The organism is Streptococcus thermophilus (assembly GCF_010120595.1).
Taxonomy (GTDB): Bacteria; Bacillota; Bacilli; order Lactobacillales; family Streptococcaceae; genus Streptococcus; species Streptococcus thermophilus.
Window position 1 is genome coordinate 576,155 of the sequence record NZ_CP038020.1, and the last position, 19,091, is coordinate 595,245.

The 19,091-nt window shown below is 40.3% G+C and carries 19 protein-coding genes and 3 pseudogenes; 16 read left to right on the top strand and 6 right to left on the bottom strand.

Annotated features, from left to right (window positions below; all coding sequences use genetic code 11):
- Window positions 1-28: 28 nt before the first annotated feature.
- The 4 genes and pseudogenes from E3C75_RS12095 to E3C75_RS03085 form a co-directional block, all read left to right on the top strand.
- Window positions 29-340: pseudogene (locus E3C75_RS12095) on the top strand (NUDIX domain-containing protein); the annotation flags it as partial.
- Window positions 340-1,293, top strand: coding sequence for a 50S ribosomal protein L11 methyltransferase (prmA, locus tag E3C75_RS03075; protein WP_084828438.1), 954 nt, complete (start codon window positions 340-342; stop codon window positions 1,291-1,293). The pseudogene E3C75_RS12095 and the gene prmA, both read left to right, overlap by 1 nt.
- Window positions 1,294-2,037, top strand: a complete 744-nt coding sequence (locus E3C75_RS03080; RefSeq protein WP_084825734.1) for a 16S rRNA (uracil(1498)-N(3))-methyltransferase — start codon at window positions 1,294-1,296, stop codon at window positions 2,035-2,037.
- Between the two features lie 183 nt (window positions 2,038-2,220).
- Window positions 2,221-4,797, top strand: a pseudogene (locus tag E3C75_RS03085) (bifunctional 2',3'-cyclic-nucleotide 2'-phosphodiesterase/3'-nucleotidase).
- Here the strand turns inward: E3C75_RS03085 and nrdI are convergent.
- Complete coding sequence (gene nrdI, locus E3C75_RS03090; RefSeq protein ID WP_084828439.1) at window positions 4,784-5,242, bottom strand: class Ib ribonucleoside-diphosphate reductase assembly flavoprotein NrdI; 459 nt, start codon at window positions 5,240-5,242, stop codon at window positions 4,784-4,786. The pseudogene E3C75_RS03085 and the gene nrdI sit on opposite strands and share 14 nt — an antisense overlap.
- Before the next feature lie 168 nt (window positions 5,243-5,410).
- On the opposite strand from nrdI, the gene E3C75_RS03095 reads away from it, so the two are divergent.
- The 8 genes and pseudogenes from E3C75_RS03095 to ilvA all read left to right on the top strand — a co-directional run bounded on the left by E3C75_RS03095 (window position 5,411) and on the right by ilvA (window position 11,613).
- Complete coding sequence (locus E3C75_RS03095) at window positions 5,411-7,630, top strand: RelA/SpoT family protein (protein WP_084828440.1); 2,220 nt, start codon at window positions 5,411-5,413, stop codon at window positions 7,628-7,630.
- 12 nt (window positions 7,631-7,642) lie between these two features.
- A complete protein-coding gene (dtd, locus tag E3C75_RS03100; protein WP_084828441.1) occupies window positions 7,643-8,086 on the top strand; it encodes a D-aminoacyl-tRNA deacylase in 444 nt (147 codons plus the stop codon).
- Window positions 8,087-8,526: 440 nt separating this feature from the next.
- A complete protein-coding gene (locus E3C75_RS11970; protein ID WP_065972829.1) occupies window positions 8,527-8,811 on the top strand; it encodes a glycoside hydrolase family 66 protein in 285 nt (94 codons plus the stop codon).
- Window positions 8,741-8,989: pseudogene (locus tag E3C75_RS11975) on the top strand (glycoside hydrolase family 66 protein); the annotation flags it as partial. The gene E3C75_RS11970 and the pseudogene E3C75_RS11975, both read left to right, overlap by 71 nt.
- Window positions 8,990-9,075: 86 nt before the next feature.
- Window positions 9,076-9,255: a hypothetical protein gene (locus E3C75_RS11465; protein ID WP_223899617.1), complete on the top strand. Its 180-nt coding sequence runs from the start codon at window positions 9,076-9,078 to the stop codon at window positions 9,253-9,255.
- Window positions 9,256-9,450: 195 nt separating this feature from the next.
- The gene (locus E3C75_RS11470; RefSeq protein WP_223899612.1) at window positions 9,451-9,669 is read left to right on the top strand and encodes a hypothetical protein; all 219 of its coding nucleotides are present in this window, start codon (window positions 9,451-9,453) and stop codon (window positions 9,667-9,669) included.
- Window positions 9,670-9,687: 18 nt separating this feature from the next.
- A complete protein-coding gene (locus E3C75_RS11475) occupies window positions 9,688-10,062 on the top strand; it encodes a hypothetical protein (protein ID WP_223899613.1) in 375 nt (124 codons plus the stop codon).
- Between the two features lie 300 nt (window positions 10,063-10,362).
- Window positions 10,363-11,613, top strand: coding sequence for a threonine ammonia-lyase IlvA (ilvA, locus tag E3C75_RS03120; protein ID WP_111679191.1), 1,251 nt, complete (start codon window positions 10,363-10,365; stop codon window positions 11,611-11,613).
- Window positions 11,614-11,773: 160 nt separating this feature from the next.
- Here ilvA and def read toward each other — a convergent pair whose 3' ends face one another.
- Both def and E3C75_RS03130 read right to left on the bottom strand, forming a co-directional pair.
- On the bottom strand, window positions 11,774-12,388 hold the full coding sequence (gene def / locus E3C75_RS03125; RefSeq protein ID WP_002949244.1) for a peptide deformylase: 615 nt from the start codon (window positions 12,386-12,388) through the stop codon (window positions 11,774-11,776).
- A 93-nt stretch (window positions 12,389-12,481) separates the two neighbouring features.
- Window positions 12,482-13,120, bottom strand: a complete 639-nt coding sequence (locus E3C75_RS03130) for a cyclic nucleotide-binding domain-containing protein (protein ID WP_100273462.1) — start codon at window positions 13,118-13,120, stop codon at window positions 12,482-12,484.
- Between the two features lie 106 nt (window positions 13,121-13,226).
- On the opposite strand from E3C75_RS03130, the gene E3C75_RS03135 reads away from it, so the two are divergent.
- Both E3C75_RS03135 and rpsO read left to right on the top strand, forming a co-directional pair.
- Entirely contained in the window at window positions 13,227-14,390 is a 1,164-nt protein-coding gene (locus tag E3C75_RS03135; protein ID WP_100273463.1) for an MFS transporter, read from the top strand.
- A 148-nt stretch (window positions 14,391-14,538) separates the two neighbouring features.
- Window positions 14,539-14,808, top strand: a complete 270-nt coding sequence (gene rpsO / locus E3C75_RS03140) for a 30S ribosomal protein S15 (RefSeq protein WP_002949247.1) — start codon at window positions 14,539-14,541, stop codon at window positions 14,806-14,808.
- Window positions 14,809-15,037: 229 nt separating this feature from the next.
- Here the strand turns inward: rpsO and E3C75_RS03145 are convergent, their stop codons facing one another.
- Window positions 15,038-15,619, bottom strand: coding sequence for a VanZ family protein (locus tag E3C75_RS03145; RefSeq protein ID WP_011225359.1), 582 nt, complete (start codon window positions 15,617-15,619; stop codon window positions 15,038-15,040).
- A 568-nt stretch (window positions 15,620-16,187) separates the two neighbouring features.
- Here E3C75_RS03145 and E3C75_RS11095 point away from each other — a divergent pair.
- Entirely contained in the window at window positions 16,188-16,358 is a 171-nt protein-coding gene (locus E3C75_RS11095; protein WP_167740656.1) for a hypothetical protein, read from the top strand.
- A gap of 86 nt (window positions 16,359-16,444) precedes the next feature.
- On the top strand, window positions 16,445-16,552 hold the full coding sequence (locus tag E3C75_RS03150) for an LPXTG cell wall anchor domain-containing protein (RefSeq protein WP_081247985.1): 108 nt from the start codon (window positions 16,445-16,447) through the stop codon (window positions 16,550-16,552).
- Window positions 16,553-16,638: 86 nt separating this feature from the next.
- Here E3C75_RS03150 and E3C75_RS03155 read toward each other — a convergent pair whose 3' ends face one another.
- Together E3C75_RS03155 and E3C75_RS03160 are read right to left on the bottom strand one after the other, a co-directional pair.
- Window positions 16,639-17,379, bottom strand: a complete 741-nt coding sequence (locus E3C75_RS03155; RefSeq protein WP_002949253.1) for an amino acid ABC transporter ATP-binding protein — start codon at window positions 17,377-17,379, stop codon at window positions 16,639-16,641.
- Window positions 17,379-18,929, bottom strand: a complete 1,551-nt coding sequence (locus tag E3C75_RS03160) for an ABC transporter substrate-binding protein/permease (protein ID WP_011680665.1) — start codon at window positions 18,927-18,929, stop codon at window positions 17,379-17,381. The genes E3C75_RS03155 and E3C75_RS03160 overlap by 1 nt, the downstream gene beginning before the upstream one ends.
- Window positions 18,930-19,091: the final 162 nt, after the last annotated feature.

Genomic DNA, 19,091 nt, shown 5'->3' on the forward strand with positions numbered 1-19,091 from the left:
AAATAGTGTCATTTACTTGACATAAGAGGGTGGAAGAGAGGGCATAGAAACGCCACTTGAGTGTCTTCAACGTGAAGTCTGGGAGGAGCTAGGCTTGACTTTGAAAGAGGAATCGATTATTTGGTCGCGAATCTACCCTAGTATCTTGGATAAAGATAGGTTAGCTGTTTTTGTGGTTGCCCAAATTAGTCAGAAGCAGTATCAAGAGATTTGTTTTGGAGATGAAGGGCAGGAATTTAAATTGATGCCTATAGAGGATTTTATAAAAGCAGAAGGTGTCATTCCCCAGTTGCAAGAACGTTTTAAAGACTATTTAGTAGGAAAGGAAATAGATAATTAATGAACAAATGGCAAGAATTAACGATTGAAGTTAATCGTGAGGTCGAAGAGGCGGCTTCTAATATTTTAATCGAATCTGGGAGCCAGGGTGTGACTATTGATGACAGTGCAGATTATTTGGAAAATGCGGACCGCTTTGGGGAACTTTATCCTGAGGTTGAGCAGGTTGAGACAGTTAAAATTACGGCTTATTATCCGGAATCAGCAGATATCGAGGCTATTACTAAGCAGGTTAATGATCGTTTGGATGAGTTGACAGATTTTGGTCTTGAAACGGGAGATATTCACTTGGTAACTCAAGAATTGGTTGAAGAAGATTGGGCTGAGAATTGGAAAAAATACTATGAACCAGCTCGCATTACCCATGATTTGACCATCGTGCCGTCATGGACAGATTATGAGGCATCAGTAGGTGAAAAGATTATCAAGCTGGATCCTGGCATGGCCTTTGGAACAGGAACCCACCCAACGACTAAGATGAGCCTTTTTGCACTCGAACAGGTGCTTCGTGGTGGTGAGACGGTGATTGATGTGGGAACTGGTTCGGGAGTTCTCTCGATTGCTAGCTCTCTTCTTGGAGCCAAGGAAATCTATGCTTATGACCTTGATGATGTGGCGGTTCGAGTCGCACAGGAAAATATCGACATGAATCCTGGTATGGAAAATATCCACGTTGCTACGGGAGATCTTTTGAAGGGTGTAACTCAAGAAGCTGATGTTATCGTGGCTAATATTTTGGCGGATATTCTCATCCACCTGACGGAAGACGCCTATCGTTTGGTTAAGGATGAAGGTTATTTGATTATGTCAGGGATTATCTCTGAAAAATGGGATATGGTGCGTGAATCGGCTGAGAAAGCTGGTTTCCTCCTGGAAACTCACATGGTTCAGGGAGAGTGGAATACTTGTGTCTTCAAGAAGACGGATGATATTTCAGGTGTGATTGGAGGCTAAATGCAACAGTATTTTATAAAGGGGCAGGTTGAAAATCCAGTGATCATCAAAGACAAGGATGCTGTGAAGCATATGTTTAACGTTATGCGTTTAACAGAGGATGATCAGGTTGTCTTGGTTTTTGAAGATGGTGTCAAGCGCCTTGCTCGTGTGATTGATCGTGAGAATCATGTCTTTGAAGTGATTGAAGACTTAAATGAGACTGTCGAGATGCCTGTATCTGTAACCATTGCTTCTGGTTTTCCCAAGGGAGACAAGCTGGAACTGGTGACACAAAAGGTAACAGAGCTTGGAGCTCAGGCTATTTGGGGCTTCCCTGCCGACTGGTCTGTAGTTAAATGGGATGGTAAGAAGCTTGCCAAGAAGGAAGATAAACTTGCCAAAATTGCTCTAGGAGCTGCAGAACAATCCAAGCGTAATTGTGTTCCAGAAGTCAGATTGTTCGAGAAGAAGGGAGAATTTCTATCAGAATTAGCTCATTTTGATAAGATTTTTATCGCCTATGAGGAAACAGCTAAAGCGGGTGAGTTGGCTACTCTAGCTCGTGAGTTGGCTAAGGTGGAAAATGGACAGAAGCTCCTCTTTATCTTTGGACCAGAAGGTGGTATTTCTCCGTCTGAGATTGATGCATTTGAAGAAGCTGGTGGCGTTAAAATTGGCCTTGGACCGCGTATTATGCGGACGGAAACAGCTCCCCTCTATGCTTTGAGCAGTGTGAGTTATGCCCTAGAATTGAATAATTAAGAGAAAGTTGGCTTTGTTCCAACTTTTTTGTATTTGACACTTTTAATCTAAGATTGAATCATGTCATTGGTTTTGTATGACAAATCGAGCATTTCTAAAAAAAGTTGGTATTCTTATTTCGGTTTAATATAATTGTATTATCTTTATAAAAGGGGAAAATTTTAATGAAAACGGGATCGTTATGTGACTCAATCCGCTGTTGTTTTGGACCTTTTTGCTCTCTTGACTGTGCTACAAGTTGTGGGGCATGCTGATGAGGCAACGGCGCCAGTTCCAACTACCTCAACTGAAACTGTGACAGATAGTGGAGCCACTATCGTATCAGGACAAGGAACTTCGGGGACAGCTGTTCAAGGAGGAACAGAGACTGTATCTGCTACACCAACACCAGTAGCGACAAATGCGTCTGTAGAATCATCATCTTCTAGCTCAACAGCCCAAGCAAGTCAAGAAGCTAGTGCTGTTTTGACTAATGCCAATCAAGTGACACCAGCAGTGCCAGTACAGCCTGAAACCGTTACTGAACCTGCTCATGAGGGACAGACTGTTGATATGCAGATTTTGTCAACAACAGATATTCACACCAACTTGGTTAACTATGACTATTATCAAGATAAGCCGTCTCAAAGCATTGGTCTGTCCAAAACTGCTTGTCCTTATCAAAAAAGCCCGTGAAACCAAACCCAATACGGTCTTGGTGGACAGTGGGGATACGATTCAAGGAACTCCTTTTGGAACTTATAAGGACTTGATTGATCCTGTTGCCCAAGGTGAGACTCACCCTATGTACAAGGCTTTTGAGATGCTTGGTTACGATGCTGAAACGCTTGGAAATCACGAATTTAACTATGGCCTCGAATTTTTGGATCGCATGGTTAAGGCCGCTAAGATTAACATTATCAATGCTAATGTGCGCAATGCTCAGACAGGTGACTACTATTACAATCCCTATAAGATTGTTAATAAGACCTTTACCGATACGGATGGCAAACAGGTAACGCTAAAAATCGGTATTACTGGTGTCCTTCCAACGCAGATTTTGGTTTGGGATAAGGCCAATCTTGAAGGTAAGGCAACTGTCGACGATCCAATGGAGGCTGTTAAGACTATTGTTCCTCAAATGAAGGCTGCTGGGGCTGATTTTATTCTTGTTGCTGCTTATTCTGGTATTGGCGACAATGAATATACTAAGAACGAGGAAATGAAGGTTACCAAGTTGCTGGTATCGAAGGTGTTGATGCTGTTGCGACAGGGCATTCTCATGCGGATTTCCCAAATGGTGATGGTACAAGTTTTTATGCCAAATATCCTGGTGTAGATGATGTCAATGGTCTCATCAATGGAAAACCTGTAGTTATGGCTGGTAAGTTCGGAGATCATCTCGGTATCATGGATGTCAAGTTGACTTATACGGATGGCAAATGGAAAGTTGTCAACAGTAAGGCTAAGCTTGAAAAAATTGATACTAAGTCAGATATTGCGGATAAAGCTCTAATTGACATGGCTGCTCATGACCACGATGGGACAATCAACTATGTTCGTAAGGAAGTTGGTGAGACCACTGCCCCAATCACTAGCTATTTTGCTCAAGTTCAGGACGATCCATCTATTCAAATCGTAAACAATGCGCAATTGTGGTATGCCAAAAAACAAGTAGCGGGAACAGCAGATGAAAATCTACCAATCCTTTCAGCAGCTGCACCTTTCAAGGCAGGGACTCGTGGGGATGCAAGTTACTACACTGACACTCCAGCAGGTCCATTAGCCATTAAGAATGTCGCAGACCTCTACCTCTATGATAATGTCACTGCCCTTCTCAAGGTGACTGGTGCGCAGATTAAAGAATGGTTGGAAATGTCTGCGGGACAGTTCAATCAAATTGACCCTAACAGCAAAGAACCCCAACAACTCATTAACAGTAGCTATCCCTCATATAATTACGATGTGATTGATGGGTTGACTTACAAGTTCGATTTAACACAACCTAACAAGTATGACCGTGAAGGTAAGTTGGTTAACCAAGATGTCAGTCGTGTCCGTGATTTAGCTTATCAAGGTCAACCAATTGATTTGAATCAAACCTTCCTTGTCGTAACCAATAACTACCGTGCGACTGGTAATTTCCCTGGTGTTAAGGATGCCGCAGAAAAACGTCTCCTCAATCTTGAAAATCGTCAGGCCATCATTGACTATATTGTCAGTGAGAAAACGATTAATCCGAGTGCCGATGGGAATTGGAGTTTCCTTCCAAACATTGCAAATGCGGATATCCGTTTTGCCTCATCGGACAATGCACATGCCCACCTTGCTAATCAGGATGCTATTAGTTATGTGGGGCCATCAACACAGGCAGGATTTGCGGAGTACCGTTTGATTGTTAAGGAAAAAGCAAATCAAGTCGAGGATACGGCTAATAAAGAATCTGAGAAGTTATCAAAAGGTGCTGAGACAGTGGATCAAACTAAGCGCGTGACACCAAAGGTTATCGAAGGGTCTAGCTTGGTTAAACCTGCTACAGCTATTCAGTTGTCAAATTCTCAGGTAATCATCTTGCCTCAAGCTCAAATCCAAGAAACTCAAGTTTCAAGTTCTGCTGAGACTTTGCCAAATACAGGTTCAGATGAATCCGTGTCAGAAACTTTAGCTGGTCTGGTTCTTGTGACCTTGGCTGGTTTCTTTGGAATCAAGAAATACAAAAAAATTAAGCAAGAGAAAAAGCCCATGTCAGGGCTTTTTTGCTCTAGTTTTACAGTTGGATAAAGTTCTTTTGTGCTTCTAGGATAATAGGTGTTAGACGCTCAATATCGGACTGTGTACCACGTAGTTCAAAGTCTCCCAACATTGGGAAGCCAAAACGCTGGCTGTACTGTTTAGCAGTTAGGCAGTATTGGTTATTGAAGTTGCGGTTCCCAGAACCGATGATACCAAAGCAACGTTTGTGGTTGTCATGGGCTGCGATAAAGTCTCCCAGTGGATTGGTTAAGATTTCAACATCTCCATTGTCAACACCATTCCCACCTTCAAGGTAGGTTGGTAGGAGTGCAACAAACGGTTCATCCACTTGGAAGGTTTCATGATTAAGCTCTTTAATATTGATTTGGCGGCAATTAATCCCATGATTTAGGGAGAGATAATCAGACATACGTTTGACAAAGCTTTGGGTGTTACCGCTCAGGCTAATATACACGAGGGTGAGTTGAGACATGAGTGTCCTCTTTCTATCTATATCTTGTGTTTGTTCAATCATTCTAACACAAGATGTTGTGTTTTTCAAGTTGACTCCTCCCAGTTAATAATTACTTATCTAGCTCTTTTTCTTTACTTACAAAAGTGATAAAATAAAGGTTAATTAAAAGAAGCGAAGGAAGAAATCATGGCTAAAGATAAAAATGTAACAGGAGAAGAAATTTTAGACGTTTGCTCGGCCTATATGTCAGCAGATGATTTGAAATTAGTCGAAAAGGCCTGGCATTATGCGACGGATGCTCATAGTGAGCAATTTCGTCAGTCAGGAGAACCTTATATAATCCACCCTATTCAAGTGGCAGGTATTTTGGCAGATCTCCATCTTGATGCAGTAACAGTGGCCTGTGGTTTCTTGCATGATGTCGTTGAAGACACGGAAAAGACGCTAGATGATTTAGAAGCGGATTTTGGTACGGATGTACGCAATATTGTAGACGGTGTTACCAAGCTTGGTAAGGTTGAATATAAGTCTCACGAGGAGCAGTTGGCTGAAAATCACCGTAAGATGCTTATGGCCATGTCTAAGGATATCCGAGTAATCTTGGTTAAGCTGGCAGACCGTGTGCACAATATGCGTACTCTCAAGCATCTTCGTAAGGATAAGCAGGAGCGCATTTCTCGTGAAACGATGGAAATTTACGCTCCTTTGGCCCACCGTTTGGGTATCAGCCGTATCAAATGGGAATTGGAAGACACGGCTTTCCGTTACCTTAACGAGGTAGAATTTTATAAGATTTCCCACATGATGAAGGAAAAACGCCGCGAGCGTGAGGCACTTGTGGACGAGATTGTCGATAAAATTAAGACCTATACAGCTGAACAAGGGCTTGTCGGTGATGTTTATGGCCGTCCAAAACACATCTACTCTATTTTTCGTAAGATGCGTGACAAGAAGAAACGCTTTGATCAGATTTATGATTTGATTGCTATTCGTTGTGTCATGGAGACGCATAGTGACGTTTATGCTATGTTGGGATACATCCACGAGCTCTGGCGTCCTATGCCTGGACGTTTCAAAGACTATATTGCCAATCCTAAATCCAATGGTTATCAGTCTATCCATACGACGGTTTATGGTCCTAAAGGGCCTATTGAAATCCAAATCCGTACTAAGGAGATGCACCAAGTTGCCGAATACGGGGTTGCAGCTCACTGGGCTTACAAGAAAGGTATCAAGGGCAAGGTCGATTCGAAAGAGTCTGCTTTGGGAATGAATTGGATTAAAGATCTTGTGGAACTCCAAGATGCCTCAAACGGGGATGCTAAGGGATTTGTTGACTCTGTAAAAGAGGATATCTTCTCAGAGCGAATTTATGTCTTTACACCAAAAGGTGATGTTCAGGAATTGCCTAAAGATTCAGGTCCTATTGACTTTGCCTATGCCATCCATACCCAAGTCGGCGAGAAAGCCACAGGTGCCAAGGTTAATGGTCGTATGGTGCCTCTGACTGCCAAACTCAAGACGGGTGATGTGGTTGAGATTATTACCAATGCTAATTCCTTTGGTCCTAGTCGTGACTGGATTAAGATGGTCAAAACGACTAAGGCCAGAAATAAAATTCGTCAATTCTTTAAGAATCAAGACAAGGAAGCTTCAATCACCAAGGGTCGTGAGCTTTTGATAGCCTATTTCCAAGAGCATGGCTATATTGCCAACAAGTACCTAGACAAGAAACATATAGAGGAGATCCTTCCTCGTATGAGTGTGCGTAGTGAGGAAGCTCTCTATGCTGCTGTTGGTTTTGGTGAAATTAGTGCCGCTGCGGTTTTCAATCGTCTGACAGAAAAAGAACGCCGTGAGGAAGAGCGTGCTAAGGCAAAAGCTGAAGCTGAAGAACTAATGAATGGTGGCGAAGTCAAGACTGAGAAGAAAGATGTTCTCAAGGTTAAAAGTGAAAATGGAGTTATCATTCAAGGTGCCTCAGGTCTCCTTATGCGTATCGCTAAGTGTTGTAACCCAGTACCTGGAGATGAGATTGAAGGTTATATCACTAAGGGACGTGGAATAGCTATTCATCGCTCAGATTGTAATAATATCAAGAATCAAGAAGGTTATGAGCAACGTTTAATTGAAGTTGAGTGGGATGAACGCAATACCAATAAATCTTACTTAGCTGAGATTGATATCTATGGCCTAAATCGTTCGGGTCTTTTGAACGATGTTCTTCAAATCTTGTCAAATACAACCAAGAGCATTGCTTCGGTTAATGCACAACCAACTAAGGATATGAAGTTTGCCAATATTCACGTTAGCTTTGAAATTGCTAACCTTATTGAATTGACTGGCCTTGTGGATAAGATTAAAATTATTCCAGATGTTTATAGTGTTAAACGTACTAATGGTTAAGGAGTTTCTGCTATGAAGATTGTGATTCAGCGCGTGCAAAGTGCTTCTGTAGCTATTGAGGATAGTACGGTCGGTACTATTAAGCAAGGGCTTTTGCTCTTGGTTGGAGTTGGCCCAGAAGACACTAAAGAGGATCTTGACTATGCGGTTCGTAAGATTATCAATATGCGCATTTTTTCAGATGAAAATGGCAAGATGAATCTCTCTGTTAAGGATATTGGTGGTCAGATTTTATCGATTTCTCAGTTTACGCTTTTTGCAGATACGAAAAAAGGGAATCGACCGGCATTTACGGGAGCTGCAAAGCCTGACATGGCCAGCCAGTTCTATGACGATTTCAACCAATCCTTGTCAAGTCATGTTCCTGTAGAAAGAGGACGCTTTGGTGCAGATATGCAGGTTAGTCTGGTCAATGATGGCCCTGTTACTGTCATCTTGGATACTAAAAATAGATAAACAAATCATTTCTCACTTTGCATGGGAGATGTTTTTTATCCTCATCAAATTTAGGATTTTAGGAGCTGAAATGTCATCATTTACTGTTTATTTTTATCATTCTAGATAGAATTAGATAACTGGATATCTAATTTCTGAAAAAAACTGACTATTCAAGATGAAAAAATTACCGTTTATGAGGATTTCCGGAAATTCCCTTGTTTTACAAAAAATAACTCGAGTTTACAGCATGCAAATACAAATAGTAATAATTTGAAACGCTGAGGTGATTTAAACTTTTTTAGAGGGATAGGTAGATATGTTAAAGAAAGTAGCGTCAACTAAATTATTATCAGGCTTGTTTGTAGCCGGTGGTATCCTAGGGATGATTCAAGCTGCCAAGGCAGGTAACGTGGTCAATTCAGAAGTAATAAAACCAGTTATTAGTTATTCCAGGTCGTATGCAGATTGCCTACGGTGATTTGAAAGCACGTATTGATATGGTACGCAACAAAACTGAATCACTTATCGTTGGTGCTTACATGGAGGAATCGGGGATTGACTATACTGTTCTTGCTGGAAAAGCAACTAACAGTGTTGGTAAAAATGTTTTTGCGAGCAAGCCATTACAAGCCGACGCGGCTTTTCTGGTAGATGCGACAGTAGTTGCAGCTGGTGGTTATCACATGTCCATTGCAGCTCTTAACGTCTTTCAAAGTTGCCTATTACCAAACTCCATACCTTAGTGTAGCTAAGTATACTATTCGTAAGCTTTACAACTACCAACAGTTTATCACTGCTTATGAAAATCTTCTCCGTAGTGAGGGTGTGACTAACAGCAATCGGTCTGTATCTACTAAGAATGTTACTGGTGAAATCCTTTCTAAGGATGCTCTAGGTGTGACAGGTGATAAAGTTTGGATATTTGTCAAGTCTGGGAAAGGCTTATCAACAGTTCAAATGATTAACATGATCGGCATCAATGCGAGCTGCATAATGAAGAGGGGGATGTGGACAATAAAACACCATATGCTCAAGAAAATCTCACAGTTCGTCTTAGCCTATCAGGGAAAGCAGCTCAAGAGGCTGTTAAAATTGCAGATCAACTCTATGTGACGTCACCAGATGATTGGGCAACTTCGATTATGAGAAAGGCACAAGCAAGGCTTGAAACAGATGAAAATGATTAACCGGTACTTGTCATTTGAGTTCCTAAACTAACTCTTTGGAACATGCTTTAGTATACAAAGATTCAGAGGCTACAACAGATGTAAAACCATCTATGGAATCTCCTAAATTAGATGAGACATTTAAAGCATCACCATTAGTTGATGAGCTAGTAAATTCAGTAGCTGCTCCGGTAGGCAATAGCTGTATCAGAGATCTTGCATGCTAAGAAAGGTGATAACTCAGCGTCTAATACGGATCAAGGTTCAGTAGTATCAGATTCAATCAATATTTTAATTTCGGAGGCCGCAAGTATATCTGTTTCAGTCTCCTTGTCAGAAGTGTCAGAAAGTACAACAGCATCATTAGAAACGTCAACTTCAGAATCAGAAGTAGTTGAAGAACCAGCAGTTTATTTGACAGAATCAGAGAGCTAGGCAAGCACTTCAAATGAAATGATCTTTGAAGGAGTACCAGAAAACATCAATAGTTGGAATCGTCTTTCTGAAACTCCACGGGTCTCAGAATTTTTACCAAGTACTTTTAAAACAGTCACAGAAGTAGCATCACTCTTTAGTAATTATGAAAGATATTCAGAAACAGCTAGCTCGGAATCTCACTCTATGGTAGTAGCTACTTCGGAGGTTTCTATCGAAAAATTAGCAGTACCTATCTTGAAGGATACGGAGGGTGGCTTGTATGATGCAACAACAATCAGAAATATTGTTGAGATGATTGACAGCATCACAATGGATGTCAGTTATATGTGTAGCAGTCGTCAAGACCTTGTCAATACACCTTCGTCAGAGAACACCTACAATGGTAGTTAAGATCTTAACCTTGCCAGTAAGATAAAGATGCAAGCAGATGATAAAAGATCAACTAAAAATCTTAAGGCTACATTGATAAAACAGCAAAATCTCATAAGTGGGGAGAACGTGTTGTTGCTATACTTAAAGCTATAGTCCTAGCAGAGGTGACAGTTCTTCGTAATTTCTTGATGTCAAAAAAGAATAAATAATAGGTAAAACTCTTTGTATGAACAAGGAGTTTTCTTTTGATAGATTGCTATTTTTCTGAAAATTGTGATACAATAGAAATAGTTTGAATTTTGTGTCAAAGGAGAGCCAATGATTACTGCAAATGATATCGTAAAGGCTAACGAAGTCTTAAAAAACGTGGTGGAGCGTACCCCACTAGATTTTGATCGCTACTTATCTGAAAAATATGGAGCGACTATTAATATTAAAAAAGAAAATATGCAAAAGGTACGTTCCTTTAAATTACGTGGTGCCTACTATGCGATCCATCAGTTAAGTGATGAAGACAAGGAACATGGTGTGGTCTGTGCATCAGCCGGAAACCATGCCCAAGGTGTTGCTTATACTTGTAATGAAATGAAGATTCCTGCAACTATCTTTATGCCAGTAACAACTCCTCTCCAAAAAATTGGTCAAGTACGTTTCTTTGGTGGCAAGTTTGTAACAATTAAATTGGTTGGAGATACCTTTGATGAATCTGCTAAAGCGGCACAAGAGTATAAGAAGTCGGAAGGGATGACTTTCATTGATCCATTCGATGATTATAATGTCCAAGCGGGTCAAGGAACTGTTGCTTATGAAATTTATGAGCAAGCTCAAGAGGAAGGTGTTTCCTTTGATAGTATCTTAGTGCCGGTAGGTGGGGGTGGACTCATCTCTGGTGTGGCTACCTATATCAAGGATGTGGCACCCTCTATAGAGGTTGTAGGTGTTGAGGCTAGTGGTGCTCGTAGTATGCGTGCAGCCTTTGACCATGGTTATCCTGTAAAACTTGAAAAGATTGATAAGTTTGCAGATGGGATTGCTGTCCAAAAGGTAGGTGCAAAAACTTACGAAGTTGCTCGTAAATATGTAGATCGTCTCTTGGGAGTTGATGAAGGATTAATCTCAGAAACCTTAATTGATATGTACTCGAAGGTTGGTACTATCGCAGAACCTGCAGGGGCAGCATCAGTTGCGGCACTTGAAGTGATTAAAGATGAAATTAAAGGAAAAACTATCGTTTGCATCATTTCAGGCGGTAATAATGATATTAACCGTATGCCAGAGATGGAAGAACGTGCCCTTATCTATGATGGAATCAAGCACTATTTTGTGGTTAATTTCCCACAACGTCCAGGAGCCCTTCGTGAGTTTGTAAATGATATCTTAGGGCCAAATGATGACATTACTCGTTTTGAGTACATCAAACGTGCCAATAAAGGGAAAGGTCCAGTTCTCATTGGTATAGCTCTTAGTGATAAGAATGATTATGATGGCCTTCTTGAGCGTCTTTCTGAATTTGATCCAAGTTACATTAATCTTAACGGAAATGAAACACTTTACAATATGCTTGTCTGAGGACGGGTTAATATAATGAAAAAAGAACTGATATTAGTCAGTTCTTTTCTATGTGTAAACTAACGATGAAATACTTTGAAGAATCCATCATAATCTAGAAAGACTTAAGGAGGATCATTTCTTCAATCTAAATCCCCAGTATCTCTACTGAGGATTTTCATTATTCGATAATCAAGAGTCCATCCTTGATAGTAAATGGATTGTCTTTATTGATACGGTCGTAGAACATGATACCGTTAGTATGGTCGATTTCATGTTGAACAACGATCGAGTCGTAACCACGGAGTTTAATACGTTTCTTTTCACCCTCTTTGTTGAAGTATTCAATAGTAACACGAGCATGGCGAACGACATATCCAGGAACGTCGCGATCGACTGAAAGGCATCCTTCACCGTCACCTAGAGCAGCCTCCTGAACAGAATGGGCAACTACTTTAGGATTATACATGATTTCTTGAAGGCTATAAGCTTCTTTAGGTGGATTCCCCTTAGCGTCTTCAGGATTTGGAACGAGAACAGCAATAATGCGTTTTGAAATATCTAATTGTGGTGCTGCAAGACCAACACCTCCTCGAAGTCCCATTTTTTCAGCGATAACAGGATCCTGTGAATTACGAAGAAACTGCATCATTTTTTCACCAAGGATAATATCTTCATCTGAAAGTGGTAGGGTTACGTCTTCAGCGACAGCACGCAAGGTTGGGTTGCCTTCGCGTATGATATCGTTCATATCAATCATGTGGCTGGCGCGGATAATTTTGGTTTGAGCATCCATTTGTATACCTCTATTTTATTTGATTTACTTGTTTATAACTATAGCACAAAAGGGTTGAAAGTTAAACCATCAAGGGCTAAAATAGCGTTTTTTTTAATCGATGAAAGCCAAGGTTTCCAAGCTATCTCTCTGTAAAATGCGATAGGTTTTAAAAGCTTTCTTCTCAATGATTCCTTGGTCGATAAATTGTTTGATGACTCGCTGTACATGTCGATAGCTAGTCCCAAAACTAGAAGATAAAATGGATGGTGATAACTGAAAGATATCTTGTTCCTCAATATTCAAAATATGAGTAGCTAGACGCTCTTTGACAAAGTAGCTGGCATTCGTTGAGGCAGTAATGCCCTGTCTATGCAGAGCCATTGCTAGGTTACGCCCAATATGATAGAGAAAAATAGGGTCTTTGAGGAGTGCTTCTTTATTATTTAATGGGAGCTGGGCTGCTTGAACTTCTTCTAAAGCAATGACTGAAGAACCCGCTAATTGATTGGTCATGAGTTCAACGTCTCCCAGTAGCTGTGGTTGTTGAGGCATTTCTAGGATGTGTTCTTTACCATTGGATAGGGAGCGAACAATTTTTACTCTACCTGATAAAATGTAGGTTAACTCAGTGATATCTTGTCCCTGAGTGCAAATGTAATTGCCTTTTTGAAAAGTGACTTTCTGTAATTGGCTGAGATAGGGGGCTGAGAAGACTTGTTCAAGTTGAGGGTGAATAGTGTGGTTACGCATACATCTCCTTTTTAGGACTTAGGTCCTATTTTTTTAGCTCTTCTTAGATTATAATGAAAAAATAACTATCAGACAAGTAAAGAAAGGATGCTCTTATCCCTATATTATGATTATGACAAAGATTTTAGAAAAAATGAGCCTACTCGGGCTATCTTTGCTTTTGATTTCAGCCTTCTCCATTTCAACCGCTCTACCACCTATGTTGGACTACTATAGTCCAACATATAATGCTTCTCAAGTCGAGCTTTTGGTGTCTGTCCCTTCTTTTTCCGTAGTGGCTATGCTCTTACTTAATCCTTTTGTTGACAAATGGTTAAATGACAGGCAATTGATTATGACAGGTTTAATTTTACTAAGTAGTGCTGGAATTTTTCCTTTCTTTGTACAATGGTATCCACTTGTTTTACTGTCTCGTCTTGTTTTTGGAATGGGTATCGGTTTCATCAATGCCAAGGCTATTTCTATCATTAGTCAGCGTTACCAGGGCAAAGAGAGGATTCAGATGCTTGGAATTAGAGGTTCCGTGGAATTGATTGGTGGGGCATCATGTTCCCTTTTGGTTGGACAATTACTGAAAATTCATTGGACACTTGCTTTTCTTATCTACGGTTTTGGTTTTATCATCCTAGCAATGTACCTTCTCTTTGTACCACCGATGGAGCAGATAGAGAAGAAAGAGATACAAAAAAGTAAACAAGGTTTGAATAAAAAAGATTTTGCTATGATTTTAGGCATGGCCCTCTTGTCAGGTTTTGTGATTTGCATTAATTCATCGATTAGTTTGCGCGTGCCTCTTTTTCAAGTTGATGGTAAGACCATTGTAGGTGGGGAATCAGCTCTGGTACTTAGTTTGGAACAGGGAATTGGGATTGCAGCTGGACTTAGCTTTGCTTCATTGCTAGCTCACATTAAGAACCGTCTCTTGCCGATGGCCCTGCTTTGCCTATCTATCTGTCTATTTGGAATAGCTCTGGCTAACAACTTGCTGACATTGATTTTGTTTTCTGTTGGTGTTGGTTTCTTTTACAGTATTATTTTGACCTTTATCTTTCATCGTCTTTCTGAATGTATTGCTAGAAATTTGCTGAATAAGGCGACGGCTTATGTTCTCTTAGGATGCAACCTAGGCTCAGCCGTATCCCCTTATGTTTTGAAATTGCTGGCACTGGTCTCTTCAAGTTTTAGTTGGATTTTCTTAGCTTATGCTATAGTTAGTTTTCTACTTTTCTTAGGCTTCCTTCTGAATTCAAGAATGGTCAAAAAAGCCTAAGTTAGAAAGTCTCAAACAGTGAATTTGACGATTGACAAAGATTAGTAGATAAGCTAGAATAGAGAGGTCGTAAAGACAAACCAACTTTTTCTTGGTTTTAGGAGAGCCAATCCTAAGACTCGGATGGAGCAAAAAAAGGAGAAAAAACATGGCAATCTCAAAAGAGAAAAAAAATGAAATCATTGCACAATACGCACGTCACGAAGGTGACACTGGTTCAGTAGAGGTTCAAGTTGCTGTCCTTACTTGGGAAATCAACCACCTTAACGACCATATCAAACAACACAAAAAAGACCACGCTACTTACCGTGGTTTGATGAAAAAAATCGGTCACCGTCGTAACTTGTTGGCATACCTTCGCCGCAAAGACGTTAACCGTTACCGTGAGTTGATCAGCTCACTTGGACTTCGTCGTTAATTCAAGATAGCTTTGTATCTTGAATGAACGAAATTGAAACTGCTCCATGATGGAGCAGTTTTTATTTTTGATTAGGATTTTAGCACGAGTTCAAAACAGCTAGCTGGATTCAGAAAGCTATTATTTTGTCTTTTATTCCGAACCTATAAGACGTCCTCGTTTAATTTTTTTGTATTCATCTAAAAAAGTGCCCTAACGAAACCTCCAGATTTAAGTTCTGGAGGCTTTTCTATGTTAAAATTTTTTTGATTAATGTTTGAAACTGAGGGAGTTGATGAATTGCAGTCCCGACAAGGAGACCTAACATATTTAAGACGATATCTCCTAAATCAAATATTCCAAGATGTCCAAAGTATTGGATGGATTCGACGGAGAAAAGGGCGATGAGACAGAGTAGGAGATTACTCATTCGGGAAGAAAAGAGGAGTCCTAGGGGGATGAACATTAATAGGTTCATGATGGGAACAAAGTGGCTGCCCCAGTGTAGTTCCTGAGCGAAGGAAAGAGGATTAAGGGATATCCCTTGGATGCCGATGTTTTTCAAGAAAAGTAGGTAAAAGAGAGAAAGAAAGTAAATGAAGTAAAGTAGGAGAAGTGTTTGTTTTTTTATTTTCCTAGTGAGAAGGAGTTTCAAAAAAGCGTAGACGAAGTACCCTAATAAAATAATAATGACTAGGTTTAGGAAAACTTGGAAGTAGGGACCGTAATGGGCGATATAATGAACATATTGTTCCAGATGTCCTCTGTAAAACCAGTAAGACAAGCCAAGTGAGATGATTCTTAGTAGGATGTTACTCAATACTTTTTCCACTTTTCCCTTCCTTTTGCATATGATGAGTACACATTATATCAAAAAAATGTTTAAAGAAAGTTAAGAAACTGTAACGAAGATTTTATAGAATAGGTGGGTAGGGCAAAATCAAAGGCTAAAAAGGGACTTTGAAACAGCAATTCTACTTTTGACTAACAATTTTTGTAAGCAGGCTATGAAACCTTATAAAATAATTAAATTTTAAAAATTAGAAGATAATATCCTGCCTTAATACTGTTAAAATATTATTGTATAGTAGTGATTTTTAATAAAAAAAGTAGTTCGTCTTATGAATAAAAAGGTTTTGGCGACAGCTGGAATTGCAGCACTTGCAGTTTCTGCTTCAGTTGCTAAAGCTGATGAGGTAACGACAAATGATCAAGTCTTAACAACAGCATCAGTATTATAGACAGCTACACAAGCTATCCCAACTCAATCACAAGTAGAAACGGCTAGGGAACAAGCAAATGCTGCAAGTCAATCGGTATCGCATCAAGAGTTAGTAGTCGCTGATCACGAAGAGACTATCAATCATGCTAAAGCAAACTTAGCGACTGCAGATGCTAACTTGCAAAAGGCACAAACAGCAGCCGATGAAGCAAGTCTAGAAGCTATTGCTGTAGCTCAAGGTCAAGTATCCATCGCTGAAAATGAAGCTAACGAAACTAAGACAGCAGTAGCGACCGCTCAATCAGCAGAAAAAACTGCCAAAGATGTAGCAGACAAATTTATAATGTAGATGGTAAAGTTGTCGCTCTCACAACACAAGAAAAAGCCACTCAAACAAACGCTGAAAAACAAGTACCTGTTCAAGAAGTATACAGCTTGCCAGAAACAGGTGAGGTAACTGTAGTAGGACTTGCCTTTTTAGGTCTTTTTATGACACTATTGGCCTTTCTTGGTTTTGTTGACAGACGTACACGTCGTAACTAAGCAAATAGAGACAAAAAACGGCAGTTGCCGTTTCTTATATCAGAGAATCTAAAAAAGTTAAGGCCGAAACCTTAACTTTTTCGTTTTTAACCCAAGAAACGTTTGAGGAATTCCTTGGTACGTTCTTCTTTAGGATTTTCAAAGATTTGTTCTGGGCTACCTTGTTCAGCGATTACCCCTTTATCCATGAAGATGACACGGTCTGAAACATCGCGTGCAAACTCCATTTCATGGGTAACGATAATCATGGTCAACCCGGTTCCAGATAGCTCCTGCATGGTCTTGAGTACTTCCCCTACCATTTCTGGGTCAAGGGCTGAAGTTGGCTCGTCAAAGAGGATGGCTTCTGGGTCAACAGAGAGGGCACGAGCAATCGCCACACGTTGTTTTTGGCCCCCTGAAAGTTGTTTTGGTTTAGCTTTCCAGTATTGTTCCCCCATACCAACTTTCTCTAAGTTAGCTTTGGCGATACTCTCGGCTTCTTTACGGTCACGTTTGAGAACAGTTGTTTGAGCTACGATAGCATTTTCCAAGACATTAAGGTTTTCAAAGAGGTTGAAGGATTGGAACACCATACCGAGTCTCTCACGATAGGTAGTGAGATCATAACCTTTTTCAAGGACGTTATCCCCATGATAGAGGATTTCACCACCTGAAGGTGATTCGAGTAGGTTAATAGAGCGAAGGAAGGTTGATTTCCCTGAACCTGAAGAACCAATAATTGAGATAACCTCCCCTTTTTTGACACTGAGGGAGATATCTTTGAGAACTTCGTTTTTTCCGTATGATTTTTTGAGGTTTTTGATTTCTAAAATCGTCTCAGTCATTAGTGAACCCCTCCTCCTTGTGTGTAAGTATCTTGATCCAAACGGCGTTCTACATAACGCAAGATGCGAGTTACTGTGAAAGTAAGAACAAAGTAGATTGCTGCAATAACAAAGAATGTTTGGAAGTATTGGTAAGTTTGGGTTGCAACAGTGTTACCTGCGAAGTAAAGTTCCACGACAGAGATAACATTCAACACAGAGGTATCTTTAATATTAATGACGAACTCATTACCAGTGGCTGGCAAGATGTTACGGATAACCTGTGGAAGAACAATCTTGCGCATGGTTTGACCGTGGGTAAAACCAAGAGCAGTAGCAGCTTCGAATTGCCCCTTATCAACAGCGAAGATACCACCACGAACAATTTCACTCATGTAGGCTCCGGTGTTAATAGAAACAATGAATATAGCTGCCAGTGTACGGTCAATATTGATGCCAAAAGCTTGGGCAGTACCGTAATAGATAACCATAGATTGTACAATCATTGGTGTACCACGGAAAACTTCGATATAAACGTTAAGAAACCAACCGAAGATTTTTTGGAGCAAGGCTACAAATTTATTAGCAGCCTTAGGAGCTGTACGGTAAACACCAATCATAAGACCGATAAAAGTTCCGACAACAGTACCGATAATGGAGATAAGAAGTGTCATTGCTGTACCACGCAAGAATTGTGGCCAGTTTTTAGCAATAATAGTAGTCACTTGGCTAAAGAAGTTTCCTTTTTTAGCTTCATCAGTCTTATCTGCAGGTTGAATGTCAATGATGTGATCCATCAGTTTGACACGCTTTTCTTGGCTGATACCAGCAAGAACCTTATTGACTTGTTCCATTTGCTGGTTGTCTCCTTTACGAAGACCGACAGCCAAGGAAACATCATCGTCTGATACCTGGAAGCCGCCATCTTTAAGTGAAATCATCTTATATTTTGAGCTAGCCTTTTCAGCAGTGCGTGCTTCTGGTCGCTCTGAGACATAACCATCGATGATACCAGATGCAAGGGCTTGCCGCATCGCACCGAAGTCCCCCATGGCAGTTTGTTTGTTCACATTTGGAATCTGATCAATCAAGTTGTAGAGGTAAACTCCTTGTTGAGCTGTGATTTTAGCATTCTTGAAATCCTTGACGCTCTTAGCCTTGGCGTAATTGCCATCAGAGCTAACAACTATAACAGGTTCACTACGGTAGTAGCTATCTGAAAAGTCAATTTCTTGACGACGTTCAGCTGTTGGACTCATACCTGCGATAATCATATCAATCTTGCCAGAAGTGAGGGCAGGAATCAAACCTGTCCAAGCTGTTTTGACCACCAAGGGTTTCTTACCTTGGGCTTCAGCGATTTTTTTAGCGATTTGCACGTCATAACCGTTGGCATACTGTTTAGTACCTTCTATTGGAATGGCTCCGTTTGAGTTATCATCCTGTGTCCAGTTGAAAGGTGCATAGGCAGCTTCCATACCAACACGGAGATACTCGTCTGCTTGAGCGCTTGATACTCCGCCAAAAACGAGGAGGAGAGCCGCAAAGCAGGCTACAATAATTTTTTTCATTGAAACAATGTCTCCTATAAAAATGTCATTCCTTACTATTTTACAGGAAATTGAGACTGATGACAATAAGGTGATGCTAGAAAAAACTGTATATCAGGATTGTCTTTAAATACAGTTGCTAATTTGATATAATGGGGAGTATGATTTGGAGTCTTATTCACT

Excerpts from the sequence above, each read along its gene's own strand:
- E3C75_RS11970 (WP_065972829.1), top strand. The coding sequence starts at position 8,527 with ATGCAGATTGCCTACGGTGATTTGAAAGCACGTATTGATATGGTACGC.
- E3C75_RS03135 (WP_100273463.1), top strand. The coding sequence starts at position 13,227 with ATGATTATGACAAAGATTTTAGAAAAAATGAGCCTACTCGGGCTATCT.
- nrdI (WP_084828439.1), bottom strand. The coding sequence starts at position 5,242 with ATGTCTCAACTCACCCTCGTGTATATTAGCCTGAGCGGTAACACCCAA.
- E3C75_RS03160 (WP_011680665.1), bottom strand. The coding sequence starts at position 18,929 with ATGAAAAAAATTATTGTAGCCTGCTTTGCGGCTCTCCTCCTCGTTTTT.
- prmA (WP_084828438.1), top strand. The coding sequence starts at position 340 with ATGAACAAATGGCAAGAATTAACGATTGAAGTTAATCGTGAGGTCGAA.
- E3C75_RS03095 (WP_084828440.1), top strand. The coding sequence starts at position 5,411 with ATGGCTAAAGATAAAAATGTAACAGGAGAAGAAATTTTAGACGTTTGC.
- rpsO (WP_002949247.1), top strand. The coding sequence starts at position 14,539 with ATGGCAATCTCAAAAGAGAAAAAAAATGAAATCATTGCACAATACGCA.
- ilvA (WP_111679191.1), top strand. The coding sequence starts at position 10,363 with ATGATTACTGCAAATGATATCGTAAAGGCTAACGAAGTCTTAAAAAAC.
- E3C75_RS11475 (WP_223899613.1), top strand. The coding sequence starts at position 9,688 with ATGATCTTTGAAGGAGTACCAGAAAACATCAATAGTTGGAATCGTCTT.
- dtd (WP_084828441.1), top strand. The coding sequence starts at position 7,643 with ATGAAGATTGTGATTCAGCGCGTGCAAAGTGCTTCTGTAGCTATTGAG.
- E3C75_RS03155 (WP_002949253.1), bottom strand. The coding sequence starts at position 17,379 with ATGACTGAGACGATTTTAGAAATCAAAAACCTCAAAAAATCATACGGA.
- def (WP_002949244.1), bottom strand. The coding sequence starts at position 12,388 with ATGGATGCTCAAACCAAAATTATCCGCGCCAGCCACATGATTGATATG.
- E3C75_RS03080 (WP_084825734.1), top strand. The coding sequence starts at position 1,294 with ATGCAACAGTATTTTATAAAGGGGCAGGTTGAAAATCCAGTGATCATC.
- E3C75_RS03130 (WP_100273462.1), bottom strand. The coding sequence starts at position 13,120 with ATGCGTAACCACACTATTCACCCTCAACTTGAACAAGTCTTCTCAGCC.